Raw genomic sequence first — 18,565 nt, 5'->3', positions numbered from 1 at the left:
TCTCTGATGTGATGGTAGATCCTGACGCCGTCATGACAACGCTTCTACGATTTCGAAATCGGCCTTGAGGTCCATCATCCCCCAGAATTGCATCCCCCTTGCGACGTTCAGCACGATGGCGTCGTAACGACGATCCAGCGGCGTCAATTCCACAAGCGGGTCACCACTGGAAATGCCGAGCGAGACCAGATAGTTCGCTTCATTGAGGTCGAGAGGCATGCTGAACTTGCAGACGATTACCTGTCCCGCTTTTACCGAAATCCCGGCCCGCCCTTCGCTGGAAAGGAAGGAGTTGGTGCCGTAGAGGAATAGACCCTCGAGGGTTTTAATCAAAAACCCGGGCACCACACTGTCAAAATCCTGATCGAAAGCGATCTTGACGTAAAATACCGTCCTGGTACCGCTCTCTACGCGAGCAGGAAATTCCTCCCCGCCGCTGACAACGACATAATCGAGAATTCGCGCACCGCCCTGCCCCCAACGGTGTTCGCCGGCATTGTAGTAAGGGCGCGTATGAAAGATATCCTCATCGCCAGCGTGCATCTGGCCTGGCGCATCATCGGCCTGTGCTTGAAGCGATGCAGGCTTCTTGCCGAACAACTCGTCCAGATAAAGGTTGGAGACCTCACGCGAGGGCCCATCGGCATGAACACTACCGTCCTTGATCAAAATGGCACGATCGCAGTGTTTGACAACATCTCCGACCGCGTGACTGACGAGGATGAGCGTCATGCCCTCGTCCTTGTAAGACTGGATGCGCTTGAAGCACTTCGCCTGAAAATACGCATCGCCCACCGACAATGCTTCGTCGACGATGAGTACATCGGGCCGGAATGCCGTGGCCACCGCAAACGCGACGCGCACCTGCATACCGCTTGAGTAGGTGCGTACCGGCTCATCGAAGTACTCTCCGATCTCGGCAAACTCCTGTATCTCGGGCAACACCTTGTCGATTTGCTCCAATGTGTAACCCATGAGCCCGGCAGAATGTCTGGCATTCTCCCGGCCACTCAGGTCCGGATTGAAACCCATGCCGAGCTCAAGAATCGCGGCGATACGGCCGTGCCGGATGATGCGTCCCTCGGTAGGTTGCGACGTACCGGTGATCAGCTTGAGCAATGTGCTCTTTCCGGCGCCGTTGCGCCCCATGATCCCGATCGACTCACCCGGAGCGACTGAGAACCCGACATTCCGCAGAACCCAGTGCTCCTCTCGCGGCTTGACCTTCAACCCGAACCAGCTGGCAGCGCGTAGCCACTCGCTGCCCCAGACACGGTAGGACTTCCCAAGCCCCTCAACCATCAACACAGGGCTCATAGGGCATCCACCATTTCGGCACTCGCGCGGCGAAAAACAACCAACGACAGGACACACAGGACGAGGGTGGCCAGCATGAGCGGGACAAGCTCGATCCACGCCGGGGAACGTCCGTAAAGAAGTACTCCCTGATATGCACTGACAAGCGGGAACAGCGGATTGAGCTTGAAGAGTTCCTGGGTCTGCGCGGGAAGGATATCGATGGTGTAAACGATAGGCGTCACCCAGAACATTGCCTGCAGAACGACCGGTACAACCTGCCCGATGTCACGCACGAAGACATTGAAGACGCCGAGCAGCAATCCAATCGACATCGCGAAAGCCAACGTCAGCAGCATCAGTAGCGGCAGCCAAGCTGCCTGCGGGCCCAAGGTGTGCCCCAGGATAGCGAACACAATGATGATTGCCAGGAACAGCAACAGATTGTTCACCATGACGGTGCCGCCGGCAATGAGTGGGAGACATATCCGCGGGAAGGCCTGCTTCTTCATCAGATTGCCGTTATCCACGAACAATGAAACACATTTGCCAATGCATTCGGCAAACAGGGTCCAGCAAAGCGTTCCGGCCATCAGATACAGTGCGTAAGCAAACTTGTTATTGACGCCTGGCAGCTTCGCGGCCAGCACCTCGGAAAGAATCGTCGCAAAGATCAGCACCTGCATGAGCGGGTGGATGATCATCCACAATGCGCCGAGTTTGCTGCGCAGGAAGCGCAGACGCAGGTCATTCCTGATCGACGACAGGATGAAGTATCGGAAGGCCCATACGGACCGGATCATGTCCAACGTTACTACCTCTGAAAGTGTTCACTACTTTGGTGAAGCGGGCAACCAAATCGCTACATCACAGGATCGACAAAAACAGTCACCGTCAGTGCGTTGACGCGACCACCTTCGCAGCCCTTGCCAGCAGGTGTCCCGCTACGCTTCGGGGAGCAAGCCTTATGCAGATATCGGCCCTGGCTGCTTCGCCCAGCCGCCGCGCCTGTAACGGGTCGTCCGCAAGCCGACGCATCGCAGCTGCGGCAGATGCGATGCTGGGCTCTGCCCAGCGCGCGCCATCCGACTCCGGATATCGCCCCGCAACCGGCACCAGGTCGTAGTCTACGAGGCAGGAGTTGCTGTCCGTCATGAACTCCATGTTGCCCGACCAGCCCGTCGCAATGACCGGCTTGCCAAGTGACATGCACTCGGCAAGCCCCAACCCGAAGCCTTCGGCCCGATGCAGCGACACATACACGTCACAGCATCGCTGCAGCGCCCGCACGTGCATCCTGTCGATCACCTCGTCCCGCAGCAGGATCCGCTTGTCTGCCGCGACCAGGCCCAGGAGTTCTGCCATTTGTTCGGGATACATATGCCCATTGCTTGACTTCACGACCAAACGCACGTCGTCACGGCCGTCCGGAAACGCATGCCTGAATGCATTGACCACGGCCTGGGGATTTTTCCTGGCCACGAAGGAGTGGAAATCAAAAGTGAAAAGAAAGACGAAGGTTTCCGGATCCAGCCCGAAGTCCTGTCTCTGCAAGCCGCTATCAGGCTGGTCAGAAAGCGGCAGCGGAAGTCGCATGATCGGTTTGTCGGTCACGTTGCGGAACGCATCCTCGATGAATCGTGAGGCCACCATGATCTCGTCCACCAGCGCAATGGCACTCAGCCAACTTGGCGGAATCACTTCAAGTTCCCAGAACCAGCACGCAATGACGTAATGCCCGTCCATACGGGCCCGGCCGATCTTCTCTAAGGCGGCTTCGAGGTAGTCGGGGTTGACGAAGACGACGGTGACCTGGTGCGGCATGCGCTGGTCGATGAGACCATCCAGACTCCGGTCGTCCCAGGAGTGTGGAAGCCCCATGTCCAGGTCATACAACGACACGGGAACGCGAGCGCTGATCAGCGCACGCGCATACATCCTTGCGCTCTCAGCCAGCCCGAATTCGCCACGGAGATAGCCGGCAATGTTGATCCCCACCGATAGAATCCGGGTGACGGAGAAATCAGCGTCCATCGGCAAGGAAGTGTCAGCGCCTTTCGCGCGCAGCTCCCAGGCGGCGGTGCGCTGAAACCGCGTTTGAACCAAAGAGCGGGCGGACAGCGTGGAAGAAACGCGGTCGCGCCAACTCTGCGGGAAAACGCGATAGATACGCTGCAACCAGGACTGTTGGCGTACCCACGACTGCAGTCGAAGGCCGGCCAGCCCGCTCCGCCAATACGCGAAGATGCCCTGACGTTGCGGCGACGCGGTCATGGAGAACTGGATGCCTCGAGCGCCTGCGCCAGATCCCCCCGCAAATCCCCCACATCCTCAACCCCCACGCTCAACCGCACCAGCGCATCGCTGATGCCAAGCTGGTCGCGGCGGGCCACCGGGATGGAGGCATGCGTCATGACGGCGGGATGGTTGACCAGGCTTTCGACGCCGCCGAGCGATTCGGCCAGGGTGAACAGTTCGGTCTTCTCGCAAAAACGTTTGGCCGCCTCGAAGCCGCCCTTGAGCACGATCGAGACGATGCCGCCGAAGCCGGACATCTGGCGCTGGGCCAGTGCGTGCTGCGGGTGCGAGGCCAGGCCGGGGTAGATCACCTTTTCGATCGCGGGGTGGGTTTCCAGCCATTGCGCCAGCGCCAGGGCGTTCTCGCAATGTGCGCGCATGCGCAGCGGCAGGGTCTTGAGGCCGCGCAAGGCGAGGAAACTGTCGAACGGGCCTTGCACGCCGCCGATGGAGTTCTGCAGGAAGGCCAGTTGCTCGGCCAGTTCGGCGTTGTCGCCGACCACCGCGATGCCGCCGACCATGTCCGAGTGGCCGTTGAGGTACTTGGTGGCCGAGTGCACCACGATGTCGGCGCCCAGGCCGAGCGGGCGTTGCAGCATCGGCGAGGCGAAGGTGTTGTCGACCACGATCAGCAGGCCATGCTTGCGCGCGATCGCAGCGATGGCGGCGATATCGACCAGCTTGAGCATCGGGTTGGTCGGGGTTTCGATCCACACCATCTTGGTGTCGGGACGGATCGCGGCTTCGAAGGCGGCCGCATCGGTCAGGTCGACGAAGCTGAAATCCAGGCCGGCGGTGCGGCGACGCACCCGCTCAAACAGGCGAAAGGTGCCGCCATACAGGTCGTCCATCGCTACCACGTGGCTGCCGGCGTCCAGCAGCTCCATCACCGTGGAGGTGGCGGCCATGCCGGAGGCGAACGCGAACGCACGCGTGCCGCCTTCCAGCGACGCGACGCAGCGCTCATAGGCAAAGCGCGTGGGGTTGTGGGTACGCGAATACTCGAAGCCCTGATGCTCGCCCGGGCTGGACTGCGCATAGGTGGACGTCGCGTAGATCGGCGGCATCACCGCCCCGGTGCTGGGGTCCGGCGACTGCCCTCCATGGATCGCCAGCGTGGCGAGCGAGAGTTCGCGCTCGCCATCGTGGCTGGGTGTGGTGCGATTGGACATGGAGGTTCCCGGAAAAAGTGGCGGATTGTAGCAAGCAGGTCTGAATGGCCGGTGCCGCGCGTCCCATCCGGGCGCGCGGCCAGCTGCGATCACTGCACGCGGCGGCGCAGGTAGTTGAGCAGGTCGATGCGGGTGATCAGGCCGAGGAACTGGTTGCCGTCCATGACGATGGCGACCTGGCCGCGGTCGAACACCGGCAGCAGCGCTTCGATCGGCGAAGCGACATCCAGGCGATCGAGCTTGCTGACCATGGCGGTGGAGATCGGGTCGCGGAAGCGTGCCTCGTCGCCGTACACATGCAGCAGCACGTCGCTCTCGTCGACGATGCCGACCAGCTCGCCGTCATCGATGACCGGCAGCTGCGAGACGTCGTACAGCTTCATGCGCTGGTAGGCGGTGGTCAGCAGGTCCTTCGGTCCGACCACCACGGTGTCGCGCTTGTTGTACGGGCGCAGGATCAGGTCGCGCAGGTCGCCGTGCTGCGGGCGCTCCAGGAAGCCGTTGTCCAGCATCCAGTAATCGTTGTACATCTTGGACAGGTACTTGTTGCCGGTATCGCAGACGAATACCAGCACGCGCTTGGGCGTGGTCTGCTCGCGGCAATACTTCAGCGCGGCGGCCAGCAAGGTACCGGTGGACGAGCCGCCGAGGATGCCCTCCTTGGCCAGCAGCTCGCGCGCGGTGTGGAAGCTTTCCGCGTCGGTGATCGAATAGGCCTTTTTGACCCGCGAAAAATCGGAGATGTCCGGCAGGAAGTCCTCGCCGATGCCTTCGACCAGCCAGCTGCCGGATTTCTCGCTGACCGTGCCCTCTTCGATGTACTGGGTCAGGATCGAGCCGACCGGGTCGGCCAGCACCAGCTCGGTGTGCGGCGAGGCGGTGGCGAAGGCGCGCGACAGGCCGGTCATGGTGCCGGAGCTGCCGCAGCCGAACACGATCGCATCCAGATCGTTGTCCATCTGCGCCAGGATCTCCGGGCCGGTGCCGAATTCGTGCGCGGCCGGGTTGTCCGGGTTGCCGAACTGGTTGATGAAGTAGGCGCCCGGGGTCTCGGTGGCGATCTTGGCGGCCAGGTCCTGGTAGTACTCCGGGTGGCCCTTGGCCACGTCCGACCGGGTCAGCACCACCTGGGCGCCCATGGCCTTGAGGTTGAAGATCTTCTCGCGGCTCATCTTGTCCGGCACCACCAGGATCAACCGGTAGCCCTTCTGCTGGGCGACCAGTGCCAGACCCAGGCCGGTGTTGCCGGCGGTGCCTTCGACCAGGGTCGCGCCCGGGGTGAGGTCGCCACGCTGTTCGGCCGCCTCGATCATCGACAGGCCGATGCGGTCCTTGATCGATCCGCCGGGGTTGGCCGCCTCCAGCTTGAGGAACAGCTCGCAGACGCCGGTGTCCAGGTGCTGTGCCTTGACGATCGGCGTGTTGCCGATCAGTTCGAGTACGGAGGAATGGATCGCCATCGGAATATCGTCACTGCGTCGCGCGGGGCTTGGCCGCCCATTATCCGACGAACGGCTGGGGAATGCTCATTCAGACTGGAACCGATCGCGCCGGCCAATGAACGGGCGGGCTCAGCCAGCGCTGCGCCACTACCACCGGCATGAGTGCGCGGCCGCCAGGCGCGTGACACGGGTTGCGCAAATAAAGACGCGGACGGTGGCAAGCCGACGAGGAGGCCGCCACCGCCCGCGGCGGTGAACTTGTTCTAGCGGTGGGGAAGGATCAGTGGGTGAGCTGGTCGTACATCCGGGTGAGCTTTTCTTTCGCCTGCAACTTCTCGCGCTTCATCTGGCCCAAGGTCACGTCGTCGATGGGGAGTACCCCGAGTTCGGCATCCATGCATTTCTTGTTCAAGAGCTTGTGGCGTTGGTACAGCTGCTTGAACTCGGGATCGGACTTGACCAATGCGTCGATTTCGGTCTGCGGTTGCCCTTCGAACATGGCGTTACCTCCTTCACTTGAAACACTTAAAACAAGAACGCCCCGGCCGCGGGCGGCACGGGGCGCTGCTTGGGGATGGAAGACTCGCGGATCACAATGGCAAGCGCACTGGCGGAACCAAAAAGCTGTCCACCGAATTGCGTTGATGCGTGCCCTTGCGTCACTGGCCCGGCCCTCCGTACTTCCAGGCAGCGGAGTGCTGCCCGGGAGTACGACCCTACGCCGGTCGCGGAGGGGGTTCAAGGCCAGAACGGCTGCTTTTGCCGTTCCCTGCCTCAATCAGTGACCGCGGTTCAACCGGGCGTCATGCCCGGGTTAAAAGACCTTAACTTCCAACCACTTGCATTACGGCGCGACAACCACCTCGGCAGCGCGCGTCTTGCTGGCGGCGGCCTTGGTGCCATTGACCTGCAGCCGTGCGCTGGCGACACCGGCAGCCACCAAGGCGTCGCGTAACGCTTCGGCCCGCTTCTTGGCGGTGGCCACATCGCTGTCGTAGCCGACGATGCTGACCCGGCCTTTCTTGCCGATGTTCAGATACTCGGCCAGTGCCTTGGCCTGCCCCGCGGCATCGCCGGACAGCGCGGCCTTGCCACCGAAGGCGCCACTACCCAGCGAAAACACTTCGCCGCGGCTGTCGAACTTGGCGGACGGCAACTTGGCCCCGGCCACCAGCTCGGCTTCTTCATGGGCCAGTTGCACCGCTTTCTGCTGGGCCGCATTGAGCTTGGCGGTCTGCTTGCCGGCCACGCTGGTCAGCGCCAGCTCGGCGTCCTGACGGGCCAGGGTCTCCTGTTCGGCCGCCTGCCGCATGCGCTCGGCCTCTTCGGCCTGGATCTGCGCCTGCACGCGCAGACGCTCGGCTTCCTGGCGCGCGCGCGAGGCGTCGCGGCGGCTGGCTTCGATCAGCAGGTCGTTGCGGGTGCCTTCCAGCCGATCCAGCTCGCGCCGCGCCAGTGCGGTGCGCGCGGTGAGTTCGGCGATTTCGACCCGACGATCGGCCAGGAACACCAGCTCGTCGCGGTCGCGCCGCTTGGCCTCGGCCAGCGCCGCCACGCTCTGCTGCGCCTGCAGCCGCTCGAAGCGGGCCAGTTCATTGGTCTGCGGGTCGTTCTGCAGCGCGGCCAGGCGCCGGTTGAGCGCGTCGGCCTGCGGGTCGTCCTTGGCCGCCATTGCCAGCGACGGCAGGGTGCCCAGGCTCAGTACGCCCAGATAGAGAAGCGGACGCAGTTTCATCGGCCGGCCTCCCCGGTGTTGAGGCTGTTCTGCAGTTGCGCCACTTCCTTGCGCCGCTGTTCCAGCTGGGCGGTGACCACCGCCTCTTCGCTGCGCGCCTTGGCCAGATCGGCGTCGGCCGCTGCGCGCAAGGCGATCTGTGGCACCTGCTTGCGCTGGCGCTTGTCCAGTTGAGCCTGCTGGGCCTGCATCAGTTCCTGGCGGGCCAGATTGACCAGATCGGGTGCGTACTGGTCGGCATCGGCCTGGGTGGCGCGTTGCACCGCCTGTTCGGCGGCGGTGAGCTCCGGTGCCACCTGGGCGGCAGCAGGAGAGGAAAGAACCATGAAACAGGCGATGCCATACAGGGATCGCCGCAAGTATGCGAAGCTAGCCGTCATTAGGGGAGCCGTAGCGAGAAGTCTCGAGCACGGCCATTGTCGGAAGCCTGCGGCGGACTTGCAACGAGACGCTGCCGTTTGTTGGGGAACCATTGCGCATGGATATCGGCTACTTCCTGAAGCTGATGACCGAAAAGAATGCCTCGGACATGTTCTTGACCACCGGCGCACCGGTGTACATCAAGATCGAAGGCAAGCTCTACCCGCTCGGCAATACGGGGTTGCCGCCGGGAATGGTCAAGAAAATCGCTTATTCATTGATGGACGAAGGCCAGGTACCGCAGTTCGAGCGCGAGCTGGAGCTCAACATGGCCATCGCCCTGTCCGACGCCGGGCGCTTCCGCGTGAACGTGTTCAAGCAGCGCGGCGAGGTGGGCATGGTGATCCGCGCCATCCGCAGCCGGATCCCCAGCATCGAAGAGCTCAACCTGCCGCAGGTGCTCAAGGACGTCATCATGACCCCGCGCGGGCTGGTGCTGGTGGTCGGCTCGACCGGCTCGGGCAAGTCGACCTCGCTGGCCTCGATGATCGACCACCGCAACAGCACCACCACCGGGCACATCCTCACCATCGAGGACCCGATCGAATATCTGCACAAGCACAAGATGTCGATCGTGAACCAGCGCGAGGTGGGCCTGGACACGCACGCCTTCCAGAGCGCGCTGAAGAACGCGATGCGCGAGGCGCCGGACGTGATCCTGATCGGCGAGATCCTGGATGCCGAGACGATGGAGGCGGCGATCGCCTTCGCCGAGACCGGCCACCTGTGCCTGGCGACGCTGCACTCCAACAATGCCGACCAGACCATCGAGCGCATCCTCAATTTCTTCCCCGAGAGCGCGCACAAGAACGTGCTGATGAACCTGGCACTGAACCTGCGCGCCGTGGTGTCGCTGCGCCTGGTCAAGGGCGTGGACGGACGCCGCCGGCCGGCGACCGAAGTGCTGCTCAACACGCCGATGATCCGCGACCTGCTGCGCCGTGGCCAGGTGCACGAGGTCAAGCAGGCGATGGAGGAATCGCTGGAAGAAGGCATGCAGACCTTCGACCAATGCCTGTTCCGCATGGTCAAGTCCGGCGAAATCGAGCAGGAGGAAGCGCTGCGCGCGGCCGACTCGCGCGATGGCCTGGCGCTGAAGTTCCGCCTGTCCGAGGGCGGTTCCGGCGAGCACGACCCGTACGCGGATTACGAAACGGCAGCAGCGCCGAAGATCAGCCACGGCTTTATCTGATCATCGGCAGGTGCGCGGCGGATTGCGCAGGGCCGTTGCCGGCGTACGAGCGGTGCGCACGGTTGGGGCAGCGCAGCGGCTAGCTCCGATCAACCCATGAGTGCCGCCGAGCGCGGCCGGTGCCCAGTGCGCGGAGACAGCGCGCCGCCTGCGCGCCACCCGGCCAACCGACAACCGCTCGCTACCGGTACCTGCCCTGCCAGAGCTGCGAGTTCGACGCGGATGTGCCCCCGCACCAGGCAAACGCCTGCCGCCGATCAGGCCGGCACCGCGTCGGCCTGCATTTCCGGCCGCGCCGCCGCGAATGCCGGCAATGCCAGGCAGGCCTGTTCGATACGCTGCAGGATCGGATATGCCGTCAGATCGACTTCGAAACGGCGCGCATTGTAGAGCTGCGGGATCAGCAGGCAATCGGCCAGGCCCGGCGTGTCGCCGTGGCAGAACGTGCCGGTATGCGGATCACCGGCCAACTGCGCTTCTAGCGCCGCAAAACCGCACTGCATCCAGTGCCGCGTCCATTGCTGGCGCTGCGCAGCATCCAGCTGCCATTCGCGCTCGAAAAACTGGGTGACGCGCAGGTTGTTGAGCGGATGCACGTCGCAGGCGATCACCTGCGCCAGGGCGCGCACGCGGGCGCGCGCGGCCGGCGCTGCGGGCAGCAGCCGTGCGCTGTCCGGGAACGCCTCTTCCAGATACTCCAGGATCGCCAGCGACTGCGGAATCACCACCGCGCCGTGCCGCAACGTGGGCACCAGTTCCTGCGGGTTGAGCTGCGCGTAGGCGGGTGCATGCTGCTCGCCGCCGTCGCGCACCAGATGCACCGGATGCGCGAGGTAGGCCAGTGCCTTCAGGTGCAGGCCGATGCGCACGCGATACGCGGCGCTGGAGCGCCAGTACGAGAACAATTCCAGTGGCGCGCTCATGCCCGGCCTCGCAGGCAGTGTTATGCAGACGCCCTTGCCGATGTCATGGCAGCGGCTGACGTTCGACCCGCTGTTCGATCGCACCGAAGATGCTGGCGCCATCGGCAGCGAACATCTCGATCCGCACCACGTCGCCGAAGGACAGGAACGGCGTGCTCGGGGTGCCGTCGCGCAGGGTTTCCACCACGCGCTGCTCGGCAAAGCACGAGGCGCCCAGCGTGGTGTCCTGGTTGGCGATGGTGCCGGAGCCGACGATGGTGCCGGCCGAGAGCGGCCGCGTCCTGGCGGCGTGGGCGATCAGCTGGGCGAAGTCGAACTGCATGTCGTTGCCGGCTTCCGGCGCGCCGAACCAGGCGCCATTGACGTGGGTGACCAGCGGCAGGTGCACCTTGTTGTCGCGCCATGCCTCGTCCAGTTCATCCACGGTGACGAACACCGGCGACAGCGCCGAGCGCGGTTTGGATTGCACGAAGCCGAAGCCTTTGGCGAGCTCGGCCGGGATCAGGTTGCGCAGCGATACGTCGTTGACCAGGCCGACCAGCTGGATATGCGCGGCGGCCTGCTCGGGCGAGGCGCCCATCGGCACATCGTCGGTGACCACCACCAGCTCGGCTTCCAGATCGATACCGTGGTCTTCGCTGATCACCTTGATCGCATCGCGCGGGCCGTAGAACCCGGCGCTGGTGGCCTGGTACATCAGCGGGTCGGTGTAGAAGCTTTCCGGCACCTCGGCATTGCGCGCACGGCGCACGCGCTCCACGTGCGGCAGGTAGGCGCTGCCGTCGACGAACTCGTAGGCGCGCGGCAACGGTGCGGCCAGCGCCTGCAGATCCAAATCGAACACGCCATCGGCGCTGCCCTCGTTGAGCGAGGCCGACAAGGCATTCAGGCGCGGCGCGACATTGCTCCAGTCTTCCAGCGCGCGCTGCAGCGTGGGCGCGATGCCGGTGGCGCGGACCGCGGTGCGCAGGTCGCGCGCGACCACGATCAGGCAGCCATCGCGGCCGCCCTCCTTCAGGGAACCTAGCTTCATGACCGTCCTGTGCTGTGGCTGATCGGTCGATTGTACGGCCTGTTGCAACAGTGGTTGCAACTGAAACAACTGACCCGTAGCCCAACCGATGAACTCGCCTTTTGTGCAGCGCGCCAAACGCGCGTACACTGGCGCGGTCTGCATGCGGCCGTCCGTTTCCCTTAGGGACAACCGGCGAGGCCAGGATCGATCGATCCGCTCGCCCGCCCCACCCGACGCCTTTCGTGGTGCCGACAAACCCATCGCGTCTTGATTGGGTTGTTCCACCATCTCGCAGCGCGGTTCACGGGAACGCTCCGAGCCTCACTTTTTTGCATCTGCAATGCGTTTGCGCTCCGGGCCTGGCCTGGCGGCGACGCTTTACTTGGAGCTTCCTGATGTCTTTTGAATCCCTGGGCCTGGCGCCCTTCCTGCTGCGCGCGTTGGCCGAGCAGGGCTACGAAACCCCCACTGCGATCCAGCAGCAGGCCATCCCGCTGGTGTTGGCAGGGCATGACCTGCTGGCCGGCGCACAGACCGGTACCGGCAAGACCGCCGCGTTCGGCCTGCCGTTGCTGCAGCACCTGGGCACCTCGCCGCAGCCGGTCAACGGCCCGCGCAAGCCGCGCGCGCTGATCCTGACCCCCACCCGCGAGCTGGCCACCCAGGTGCACGACAGCCTGCGCGGTTACAGCAAGTACCTGCGCATCCCGAGCGCGGTGATCTACGGCGGCGTGGGCATGGGCAACCAGCTCGACACCCTGCGTCGCGGCGTGGACCTGCTGATCGCCTGCCCGGGCCGGCTGATCGACCATATCGAGCGCCGCAGCGTGGATCTGTCCGGTATCGAAGTGCTGATCCTGGACGAAGCCGATCGCATGCTCGACATGGGCTTCCTGCCGTCGATCAAGCGCATCCTGACCAAGCTGCCGCGCCAGGACCGTCAGACCCTGCTGTTCTCGGCAACGTTCGAAGAGAACATCAAGCAGCTGGCGCTGGAGTTCATGCGCAACCCGATGCAGATCCAGGTCACCCCGAGCAACACCGTGGCCGAGAGCATCACCCACCGCGTGCACCCGGTCGATGGCGCGCGCAAGCGCGACCTGCTGCTGCACCTGCTGGCGCAGGACAGCCGCGAGCAGACCCTGGTGTTCGCCCGCACCAAGCACGGCAGCGACAAGCTGGCGCTGTTCCTGGAAAAGTCCGGCATCAAGACCGCGGCGATCCATGGCAACAAGAGCCAGGGCCAGCGCATGCGCGCGCTGAGCGACTTCAAGGCCGGCCGCGTGACCGTGCTGGTGGCCACCGATATCGCCGCGCGCGGCATCGACATCGACCAGTTGCCCAAGGTCATCAACTACGACCTGCCGATGGTGGCCGAGGATTACGTGCACCGCATCGGCCGCACCGGCCGTAACGGTTCCACCGGCGAGGCGATCTCGCTGGTGGCGCAGGACGAAGCCAAGCTGCTGCGCCAGATCGTGCGCATGCTGGGCCGCGACGTGGAAATCCGCGACGTGCCGGGCTACGAGCCGCAGACCCCGATCCGTTGGGGCAATAGCGCGCCGGGCCGTGCCGAGCAGCCGGGCGGCGATCGCGCCCCGCGCAAGAGCCACGCCCGTCGTCCGCATGGCGATGCACCGCGTCAGGCGCATGCGCATGCCGGCCCGAAGAAGCCGGGTGGCCAGCGCAGCAGCGGTCCGCGTCAGGCCGGTGTTGCCGCCGGTGCCGGTGCAGGCCGTCGCGATGGTGGCCGTGGCGGTCAGCGTCCGGGCGGCTCGCGCTGACGCCGGAGCGCCGGTACGACCGGCGCCCAGGTCTGCGTTGAACTGAAAGAAAAAGCCGCCCTTCGGGGCGGCTTTTTTGTGGGCGCAGTTCAGGCGATACGCGTGATGCAGCGCGAAGGAGATGGCGCCCGAGCCTCGTGCGTGCCATCCCAAGAGGCCGCAGTTATACAGCGATCCCTAGGAATGACGGGTGGCTGCGCAAGCAACCACCGTTCGTCGCTCGCCTAGCCTTCGATCAACGCGGTATTGCGATCGATCGCCTCGCGATACCGATCCAGCACCGCGGCGGTCTGCACGATGTAGGCGCTCAGATCCTCCCAGCGCCGGTCTTCCAGCGCTTCGCGGATGCCGGGCAAGGTCTTGACCTCGTATCCGGTGGCCAGGCCGGGCGCGTAGATCAGGTTCCGGTACCACGGCCGCCCCGGCAGACCGCCTTCGGCCAGCAGGGTCTGGTCGATGCGCTGCAGCGAGGCATTGAGCGTGCCGCGCACACGTGCATCCAACCCGCCGCCGCGCGATGCCAGTGCATCGTCATAGCGTCTGGCGCTGGTTTGTAGGCGGGTAATGGCCTGATCCAGTGCGGCAAAGTCGATCTGCGGCACTGCAGCTTTCGGCTCGGGCGCGCGTTGCGGCCGGTTCGGGTTATCGATGGCGGCATAGGCACCGGCCTGCAACAACTCGGCCTGGGTGCGGGCGGCAGTGCGGTCGCTGTCGGCCTGCTGCTTGAGCTCCTGCGCGTAGCCGGCCACCGCGTCGGCGAAGTCGCCGAAGCGTTGCGGCAACACCGGCGCGTTGGCGACGCGCAGCACCGTGCGGCCGACCGTCTGCGACAACAGCGGCAGATAGCTGAAGTCCGGGTCGATATAGCGCGCGAAATAATCGTAGGAGTCGTACAGCGAGTGATAGACACCGCTGCCGCCGCCCTGCCCGCCATAGCCCAGATCCAGCGTGGTCAGCCCCAGATGCTGCAGGAACGGGCTGTAGTCGCTGCCCGAGCCCAGCGCCTTCAGCGGCACGTCGCCGCCGGCCGCGAGTTGCTTGGCAATGTCTTTTTGCGCCGGCTTGGCGGTGGGGGCCAGCGCGTCGATGCGGGCACGGGCGCGTTGCCGTTCGAGCACGCTCACGCCGCTGTCGGGGTCGCGCAGATCCGCCGCCACGCCGTTGACCAGGCGTTGCAGCGCATGGCTGCCGCCGGCAGTGAGAAAGCCGCGCCCGTTGCCGTCGGTGTTGACGTACAGCACCGCCTTGCGGCGCAGTTCGTCGGCGTGCTGTTCGGCCCACTCGGTGGAGCCGAGCAGGCCGGCCTCCTCGCCGTCCCAACTGGCGTAGACGAGCGTGCGCTTGGGACGCTGCCCCTGCCTGGCCAGCTCGCCGATCGCCTTGGCTTCGGCCAGCAAGGCGGTGGTACCCGAGAGCGGATCAGCCGCACCGAACACCCAGCCGTCGCGGTGATTGCCGCGCACCACCCATTGGTCCGGATACTCGCTGCCACGCAGGGTGGCGATGACGTTGTAGATGGTCTTGCTGCCCCACTCCGCATCCACCTTGAGATGCACGCGCGCGGTGTCGTCGCCGCCGATGCGGTAGGTGATCGGCAGCGCGCCGCGCCAGTCCTCCGGTGCCACCGGCCCGCCCAGCGCGGCCAGCAAGGGCTGCGCGTCGCCCCAACTGATCGGCAGGGTCGGGATCTTCAACACGCTGCCGGCCTGGTCGATCTTCAGGCGTTTGGCGCCCTTGCTGGCGCCGACGCCCGGGGTCAGCGGATCGCCGGGATAGATCGCGAAATTGGCGACCGAGCCGCGTTGCACGCTCCACTGGTTGCGCGCCGGGCCATCCGGATACGCCCGATCCTGGAAATAACCGTCGTCGCGCGGATCGGAATAGATGATCGCGCCGATTGCGCCATGCTCCTGCGCCAGCCGCGGCTTGAGCCCGCGCCAACCCTTGCCGTAGCGGGCGATGACGATCTTGCCGCGCACATCCACGCCGTTGCGCGCCAGCGCTTCGTAGTCTTCGGCGATGCCGTAATTGACGTAGACCAGATCGCCGGTGACATCGCCGTTGCCGCCGTAGATCACATACGGCGGCAGCACGTTCTCGGTCTGGGTGGAGGTGCTGTCGCCCGGCAGCGGCGGCTCCTTCAGACGCGCGACATACGGCTTGGCCCCGAGCAATTCCAGCTGCGAGCTCCTGGGCGAGGGCCACAGCACCTGGAAGGTTTCGATGCGCGCATCCCACCCGTAGCCGCGCAGGCGGTTTTGCAGATCGCGGGCGTTCTCCAGGTTATGCGGCGCGCCAACGTGATTGGGCGCCGACGACCATTGCTTCAACCAGCCGCGATAATCGGCGTCCTTCAGGCCACTATCGAAACGCGCTTCCAGCGCGCGCTGCGCCTGTGCGGCAGCGGCGTCATAACCCGGCAGCGCGACGGGTTGGGCCGCAGGTTGGGCAGCGAGGGAAGGTGCGACAAAGGCCAGGGCGAGCAGCCAGGCATGCGGCGAAGACGTCATCGGAGTTCCTTGGAAAGTGTCCGGGGGCGAACGGCGATTGGGTTGAGACAGCACGCTGGAGCACGCACGCACCATCGCACGGGCGTGCATGGGCGGTGCGTATTCCGATCAAAATCGATAGTCCAGGCCCACGGTGAAGTAACGCCCGCGCAGGTCGTACTGGGTGAAGTCGTAAGGCGCACGAATGCCCGGGAACGAGGCGTCGTCCGGCGGCTGCTTGTCGGCCAGGTTCTCGATCTTGGCGTACAGGGTCAGCTTGTCGATGCCGGTGTAACCCAGATACAGGTCGAACTGGTTGTAGTCGCCCACGCGCGACTGCACGGCACTGGCCGCGGCGCTGGCCTTCTGGTCGTAGCCGCCGGTGTAGTACCAGGTCAGTGCGGCGCTGACGGTGCCCAGGTTCCAGTCCAGCGTGGTGGTGGCCTTGTTGCGTGGCAGCGACGGGCCGAGATTGCTGCCGGCGTAATCCTGCAACGGGCCACCGACCACGGTGGGGCGGCGGTAATCGCGCACATGGGTATAGGCGGTATTGAGGCCGAAGTTGCCGGCTGCCTCGGTGCGCCAGCGCTGACGCAGTTCGACATCGACTCCCGAGGTCGTCAGCTCGCTGAGGTTCTGGTAGCGGTTGTACACCGCCACCAGGGTGCCGCGCTCGTTGCGGATCACGTCGGCCGGGTCGTTGTTCTGCACGATGGTGGCGTTGTTGCCGGTGCCAACCAGATTCTCCAGTTCGATCTTGTACCAGTCCACGCTCAGGCTGGTGTCGGCCCACGGCGACAGCACCACGCCCAAGTTGTAGCTGCGCGTGCGCTCGGGTTCGAGCGCGGTGTTGCCGACGGTGAAGAAGGTCGGGTTCTGGCGCGAGCCCGGCACGTCCGGATCGAACGGGTCGACCACCGAGCCGTAAGAGATGTTGGTGCTGGCCGCATTCTCCGACAACGACGGTGCGCGAAAGCCGCGCGAGGCGGCCGCGCGCACCAGCACGGCGTCCAGCGGCTGCCAGCGCAGGCTAGCCTTGGGCGAAAACGCCTCGCCGAAATCGCTGTAGTGATCGCCGCGCCCGGCCAGTTGCAGTTCCAGCGATCGCAGCAGCGGCAGGTTGACCTCGGCATACAGCGCCGACACCCTGCGCTCGCCATCCACCGCGGCAATCGCGGGGCGGATCTGCAGGCCCTGGTCGATCTGCCAGGGATTGCGCGAGACCAGTTCCTCCTGCCGCCACTCGGCACCGGCAGCGAACCCGACGCTGCCGGCCGGCAGCTCGAACAGGTTGCCGGACACCTTGGCATCGACGCCGCGCAGCGTCGATCGCGCCGGGCGCAGCGTGCTGAGGTTGATGCCGTCGATCACCGACTGCGGCGTGGCGGACGGGTCGAGCAGGTTGTAGCTGCCGTCGGCCAGCGCCTGCGCCAGCGTGAAGCGGTTGGCGAAGCCACCGGATACGGTTTCGTGCTCGCTGCTGCGTGCGGCGAACGCAGCCGCCTCCCAATCCCAGCGTTCGGTCTTGCCGCGCACACCACCGAGAAAGCGGTAGGACTGCGAGCGATTGGTTTTGACCGTCTGGCCCAGGTCGAAGAAGGTGTATTCGATCGGCACCGCGGTGCCGTACGGGTTGTACGGGCTGGAGGCCGGCAGCAGGTTGGACACCGGCTCGGCCAGCCCGCTGCTGGCGTTCAAGGCGAAGCGGCCGCCCTCCAGGGTGAAGTACGGGCTGGAGCCGAAGATCGACACGCCCTTGACCTCGCTGTAGAGCGCCTCGCCGAACGCCTCGACATTGTCGCTGAGCCGGAAGGTGGCATTGGTGTAGGCCTGATAGCGCTTGGTCGAGGGAATCAGCGTGGTGAACGGGGCCTGGTTGAAGCCGCAGGTGTCGCCGGCCAGGCCGTCGATCGGCGCGCTGGCGGTCAGCACGGTGCCGGCGGGGCAGTTGCCTTGTGCGTCCAGCATCGGCACCGAGCGGCCGCCGACCAGGTAGCGCGCGCCCTTGGCCGACCAGCCGTTCCAGCGCCCGCCAGGCAGGTCGGTGTAGATGCCCGAGCGGGTCAGCGCGCGCTGATCCTGATCCAGCCGGTCGCGGTTGTAGGCGTCGAAACTGAAAAGGATGTTGTAGCCGTCGCGGTCCAGGTCGCCGATGCCGCCGATGAACTTGGCACGCTGGGTATCCATGCCGCCCTGATCGGAGGTGCCGCCGCTCAAGCCCAGCTCGGCGCCCTGGAAATCCTGGCGGGTGATGATGTTGACCACCCCGGCCACCGCATCGGAGCCGTACACGGCAGAGGCGCCGTCCTTGAGCACTTCGATGCGCTCCACTGCCACCAGCGGCAATGCGTTGAGGTTGACGAAGGTGTCGCCCAGGCCATTGGCGGGAAAGCCGTAGTTGGCCAGGCGGCGTCCGTTGAGCAGCACCAGGGTGTTCTTCTGCGACAGCCCGCGCAGGCCGATGCCCGCCGAGCCGGACGCCCAGCCGTTGTTGGTGGTTTCGTTGGTGGCGTTGCCGGTGTTGGCCGAGATCGAGCGCAGCGCGTCGGCCACGGTGACCTTGCCGGACTGTTCCAGCTGCTGGCGGTCGATCACCTGCACCGGGTTCGGGCCTTCGCTGTCGGTGCGCTTGATATTGGAGCCGGTGACGCTGACGGTGGCCAGGGTCTTGCCCGTGTCGGGTGTCGCGTCGTCGGCATGGGCAAGGGGAATCAGCGCCGACAGAACGGCAGCAGACAGCAGATAAGGCATCGGGCGCTTCACGCACGGCATCCATGAATGGGGGTTTTGCAGTGGGCC

The 18,565-nt window shown here is 65.1% G+C and carries 14 protein-coding genes; 2 read left to right on the top strand and 12 right to left on the bottom strand.

Features of this window, described 5'->3' with window-relative positions; translation table 11 throughout:
* Nucleotides 1-30 precede the first annotated feature (30 nt).
* The 8 genes from AC1KVE_RS11860 to AC1KVE_RS11825 form a co-directional block, all read right to left on the bottom strand.
* Entirely contained in the window at nucleotides 31-1,317 is a 1,287-nt protein-coding gene (locus AC1KVE_RS11860) for an ABC transporter ATP-binding protein (RefSeq protein WP_039525339.1), read from the bottom strand.
* Complete coding sequence (locus AC1KVE_RS11855) at nucleotides 1,314-2,099, bottom strand: ABC transporter permease (protein WP_042827951.1); 786 nt, start codon at nucleotides 2,097-2,099, stop codon at nucleotides 1,314-1,316. The genes AC1KVE_RS11860 and AC1KVE_RS11855 overlap by 4 nt, the downstream gene beginning before the upstream one ends.
* Nucleotides 2,100-2,190: 91 nt before the next feature.
* Nucleotides 2,191-3,570: a glycosyltransferase family 4 protein gene (locus AC1KVE_RS11850; RefSeq protein WP_481092120.1), complete on the bottom strand. Its 1,380-nt coding sequence runs from the start codon at nucleotides 3,568-3,570 to the stop codon at nucleotides 2,191-2,193.
* On the bottom strand, nucleotides 3,567-4,766 hold the full coding sequence (locus AC1KVE_RS11845) for a cystathionine gamma-synthase (protein WP_024938366.1): 1,200 nt from the start codon (nucleotides 4,764-4,766) through the stop codon (nucleotides 3,567-3,569). Before AC1KVE_RS11845 ends, AC1KVE_RS11850 begins: the two co-directional genes overlap by 4 nt.
* 89 nt (nucleotides 4,767-4,855) lie before the next feature.
* The gene (locus AC1KVE_RS11840) at nucleotides 4,856-6,226 is read right to left on the bottom strand and encodes a pyridoxal-phosphate dependent enzyme (protein WP_046344410.1); all 1,371 of its coding nucleotides are present in this window, start codon (nucleotides 6,224-6,226) and stop codon (nucleotides 4,856-4,858) included.
* A 262-nt stretch (nucleotides 6,227-6,488) separates the two neighbouring features.
* Nucleotides 6,489-6,707: an HP1242/YdcH family protein gene (locus AC1KVE_RS11835; protein WP_002814034.1), complete on the bottom strand. Its 219-nt coding sequence runs from the start codon at nucleotides 6,705-6,707 to the stop codon at nucleotides 6,489-6,491.
* 345 nt (nucleotides 6,708-7,052) lie between these two features.
* The gene (locus AC1KVE_RS11830; RefSeq protein WP_184458170.1) at nucleotides 7,053-7,943 is read right to left on the bottom strand and encodes a coiled-coil domain-containing protein; all 891 of its coding nucleotides are present in this window, start codon (nucleotides 7,941-7,943) and stop codon (nucleotides 7,053-7,055) included.
* Nucleotides 7,940-8,323, bottom strand: coding sequence for a DUF4398 domain-containing protein (locus AC1KVE_RS11825; RefSeq protein WP_039525328.1), 384 nt, complete (start codon nucleotides 8,321-8,323; stop codon nucleotides 7,940-7,942). The genes AC1KVE_RS11830 and AC1KVE_RS11825 overlap by 4 nt, the downstream gene beginning before the upstream one ends.
* A gap of 98 nt (nucleotides 8,324-8,421) precedes the next feature.
* Between AC1KVE_RS11825 and AC1KVE_RS11820 the strand changes: the two genes are divergently transcribed.
* Nucleotides 8,422-9,555, top strand: a complete 1,134-nt coding sequence (locus AC1KVE_RS11820) for a PilT/PilU family type 4a pilus ATPase (protein WP_016900968.1) — start codon at nucleotides 8,422-8,424, stop codon at nucleotides 9,553-9,555.
* Nucleotides 9,556-9,812: 257 nt separating this feature from the next.
* Here AC1KVE_RS11820 and maiA read toward each other — a convergent pair whose 3' ends face one another.
* Entirely contained in the window at nucleotides 9,813-10,478 is a 666-nt protein-coding gene (gene maiA, locus AC1KVE_RS11815) for a maleylacetoacetate isomerase (protein WP_184458168.1), read from the bottom strand.
* Nucleotides 10,479-10,521: 43 nt separating this feature from the next.
* The gene (locus AC1KVE_RS11810) at nucleotides 10,522-11,580 is read right to left on the bottom strand and encodes a fumarylacetoacetate hydrolase family protein (RefSeq protein ID WP_184458248.1); all 1,059 of its coding nucleotides are present in this window, start codon (nucleotides 11,578-11,580) and stop codon (nucleotides 10,522-10,524) included.
* 308 nt (nucleotides 11,581-11,888) lie between these two features.
* Between AC1KVE_RS11810 and AC1KVE_RS11805 the strand changes: the two genes are divergently transcribed.
* On the top strand, nucleotides 11,889-13,277 hold the full coding sequence (locus tag AC1KVE_RS11805) for a DEAD/DEAH box helicase (protein WP_039525325.1): 1,389 nt from the start codon (nucleotides 11,889-11,891) through the stop codon (nucleotides 13,275-13,277).
* A 224-nt stretch (nucleotides 13,278-13,501) separates the two neighbouring features.
* Here AC1KVE_RS11805 and AC1KVE_RS11800 read toward each other — a convergent pair whose 3' ends face one another.
* Both AC1KVE_RS11800 and AC1KVE_RS11795 read right to left on the bottom strand, forming a co-directional pair.
* Entirely contained in the window at nucleotides 13,502-15,787 is a 2,286-nt protein-coding gene (locus AC1KVE_RS11800; RefSeq protein ID WP_481092119.1) for a transferrin receptor-like dimerization domain-containing protein, read from the bottom strand.
* Nucleotides 15,788-15,895: 108 nt separating this feature from the next.
* Nucleotides 15,896-18,517: a TonB-dependent receptor plug domain-containing protein gene (locus AC1KVE_RS11795; protein WP_184458164.1), complete on the bottom strand. Its 2,622-nt coding sequence runs from the start codon at nucleotides 18,515-18,517 to the stop codon at nucleotides 15,896-15,898.
* Between the last annotated feature and the right edge of the window lie 48 nt (nucleotides 18,518-18,565).

The sequence above is a fragment of the Xanthomonas sp. NCPPB 2864 genome (assembly GCF_056675615.1).
Note: the sequence above shows the minus strand (reverse complement) of the source record. Positions and strands in the feature narration are given on the sequence as shown.

What these genes read in the sequence shown, in the direction of transcription:
- AC1KVE_RS11860 (WP_039525339.1), bottom strand. Translation starts at nt 1,317, where the DNA reads ATGAGCCCTGTGTTGATGGTTGAGGGGCTTGGGAAGTCCTACCGTGTC.
- AC1KVE_RS11855 (WP_042827951.1), bottom strand. Translation starts at nt 2,099, where the DNA reads ATGATCCGGTCCGTATGGGCCTTCCGATACTTCATCCTGTCGTCGATC.
- AC1KVE_RS11850 (WP_481092120.1), bottom strand. Translation starts at nt 3,570, where the DNA reads ATGACCGCGTCGCCGCAACGTCAGGGCATCTTCGCGTATTGGCGGAGC.
- AC1KVE_RS11845 (WP_024938366.1), bottom strand. Translation starts at nt 4,766, where the DNA reads ATGTCCAATCGCACCACACCCAGCCACGATGGCGAGCGCGAACTCTCG.
- AC1KVE_RS11840 (WP_046344410.1), bottom strand. Translation starts at nt 6,226, where the DNA reads ATGGCGATCCATTCCTCCGTACTCGAACTGATCGGCAACACGCCGATC.
- AC1KVE_RS11835 (WP_002814034.1), bottom strand. Translation starts at nt 6,707, where the DNA reads ATGTTCGAAGGGCAACCGCAGACCGAAATCGACGCATTGGTCAAGTCC.
- AC1KVE_RS11830 (WP_184458170.1), bottom strand. Translation starts at nt 7,943, where the DNA reads ATGAAACTGCGTCCGCTTCTCTATCTGGGCGTACTGAGCCTGGGCACC.
- AC1KVE_RS11825 (WP_039525328.1), bottom strand. Translation starts at nt 8,323, where the DNA reads ATGACGGCTAGCTTCGCATACTTGCGGCGATCCCTGTATGGCATCGCC.
- AC1KVE_RS11820 (WP_016900968.1), top strand. Translation starts at nt 8,422, where the DNA reads ATGGATATCGGCTACTTCCTGAAGCTGATGACCGAAAAGAATGCCTCG.
- maiA (WP_184458168.1), bottom strand. Translation starts at nt 10,478, where the DNA reads ATGAGCGCGCCACTGGAATTGTTCTCGTACTGGCGCTCCAGCGCCGCG.
- AC1KVE_RS11805 (WP_039525325.1), top strand. Translation starts at nt 11,889, where the DNA reads ATGTCTTTTGAATCCCTGGGCCTGGCGCCCTTCCTGCTGCGCGCGTTG.
- AC1KVE_RS11800 (WP_481092119.1), bottom strand. Translation starts at nt 15,787, where the DNA reads ATGACGTCTTCGCCGCATGCCTGGCTGCTCGCCCTGGCCTTTGTCGCA.
- AC1KVE_RS11795 (WP_184458164.1), bottom strand. Translation starts at nt 18,517, where the DNA reads ATGCCTTATCTGCTGTCTGCTGCCGTTCTGTCGGCGCTGATTCCCCTT.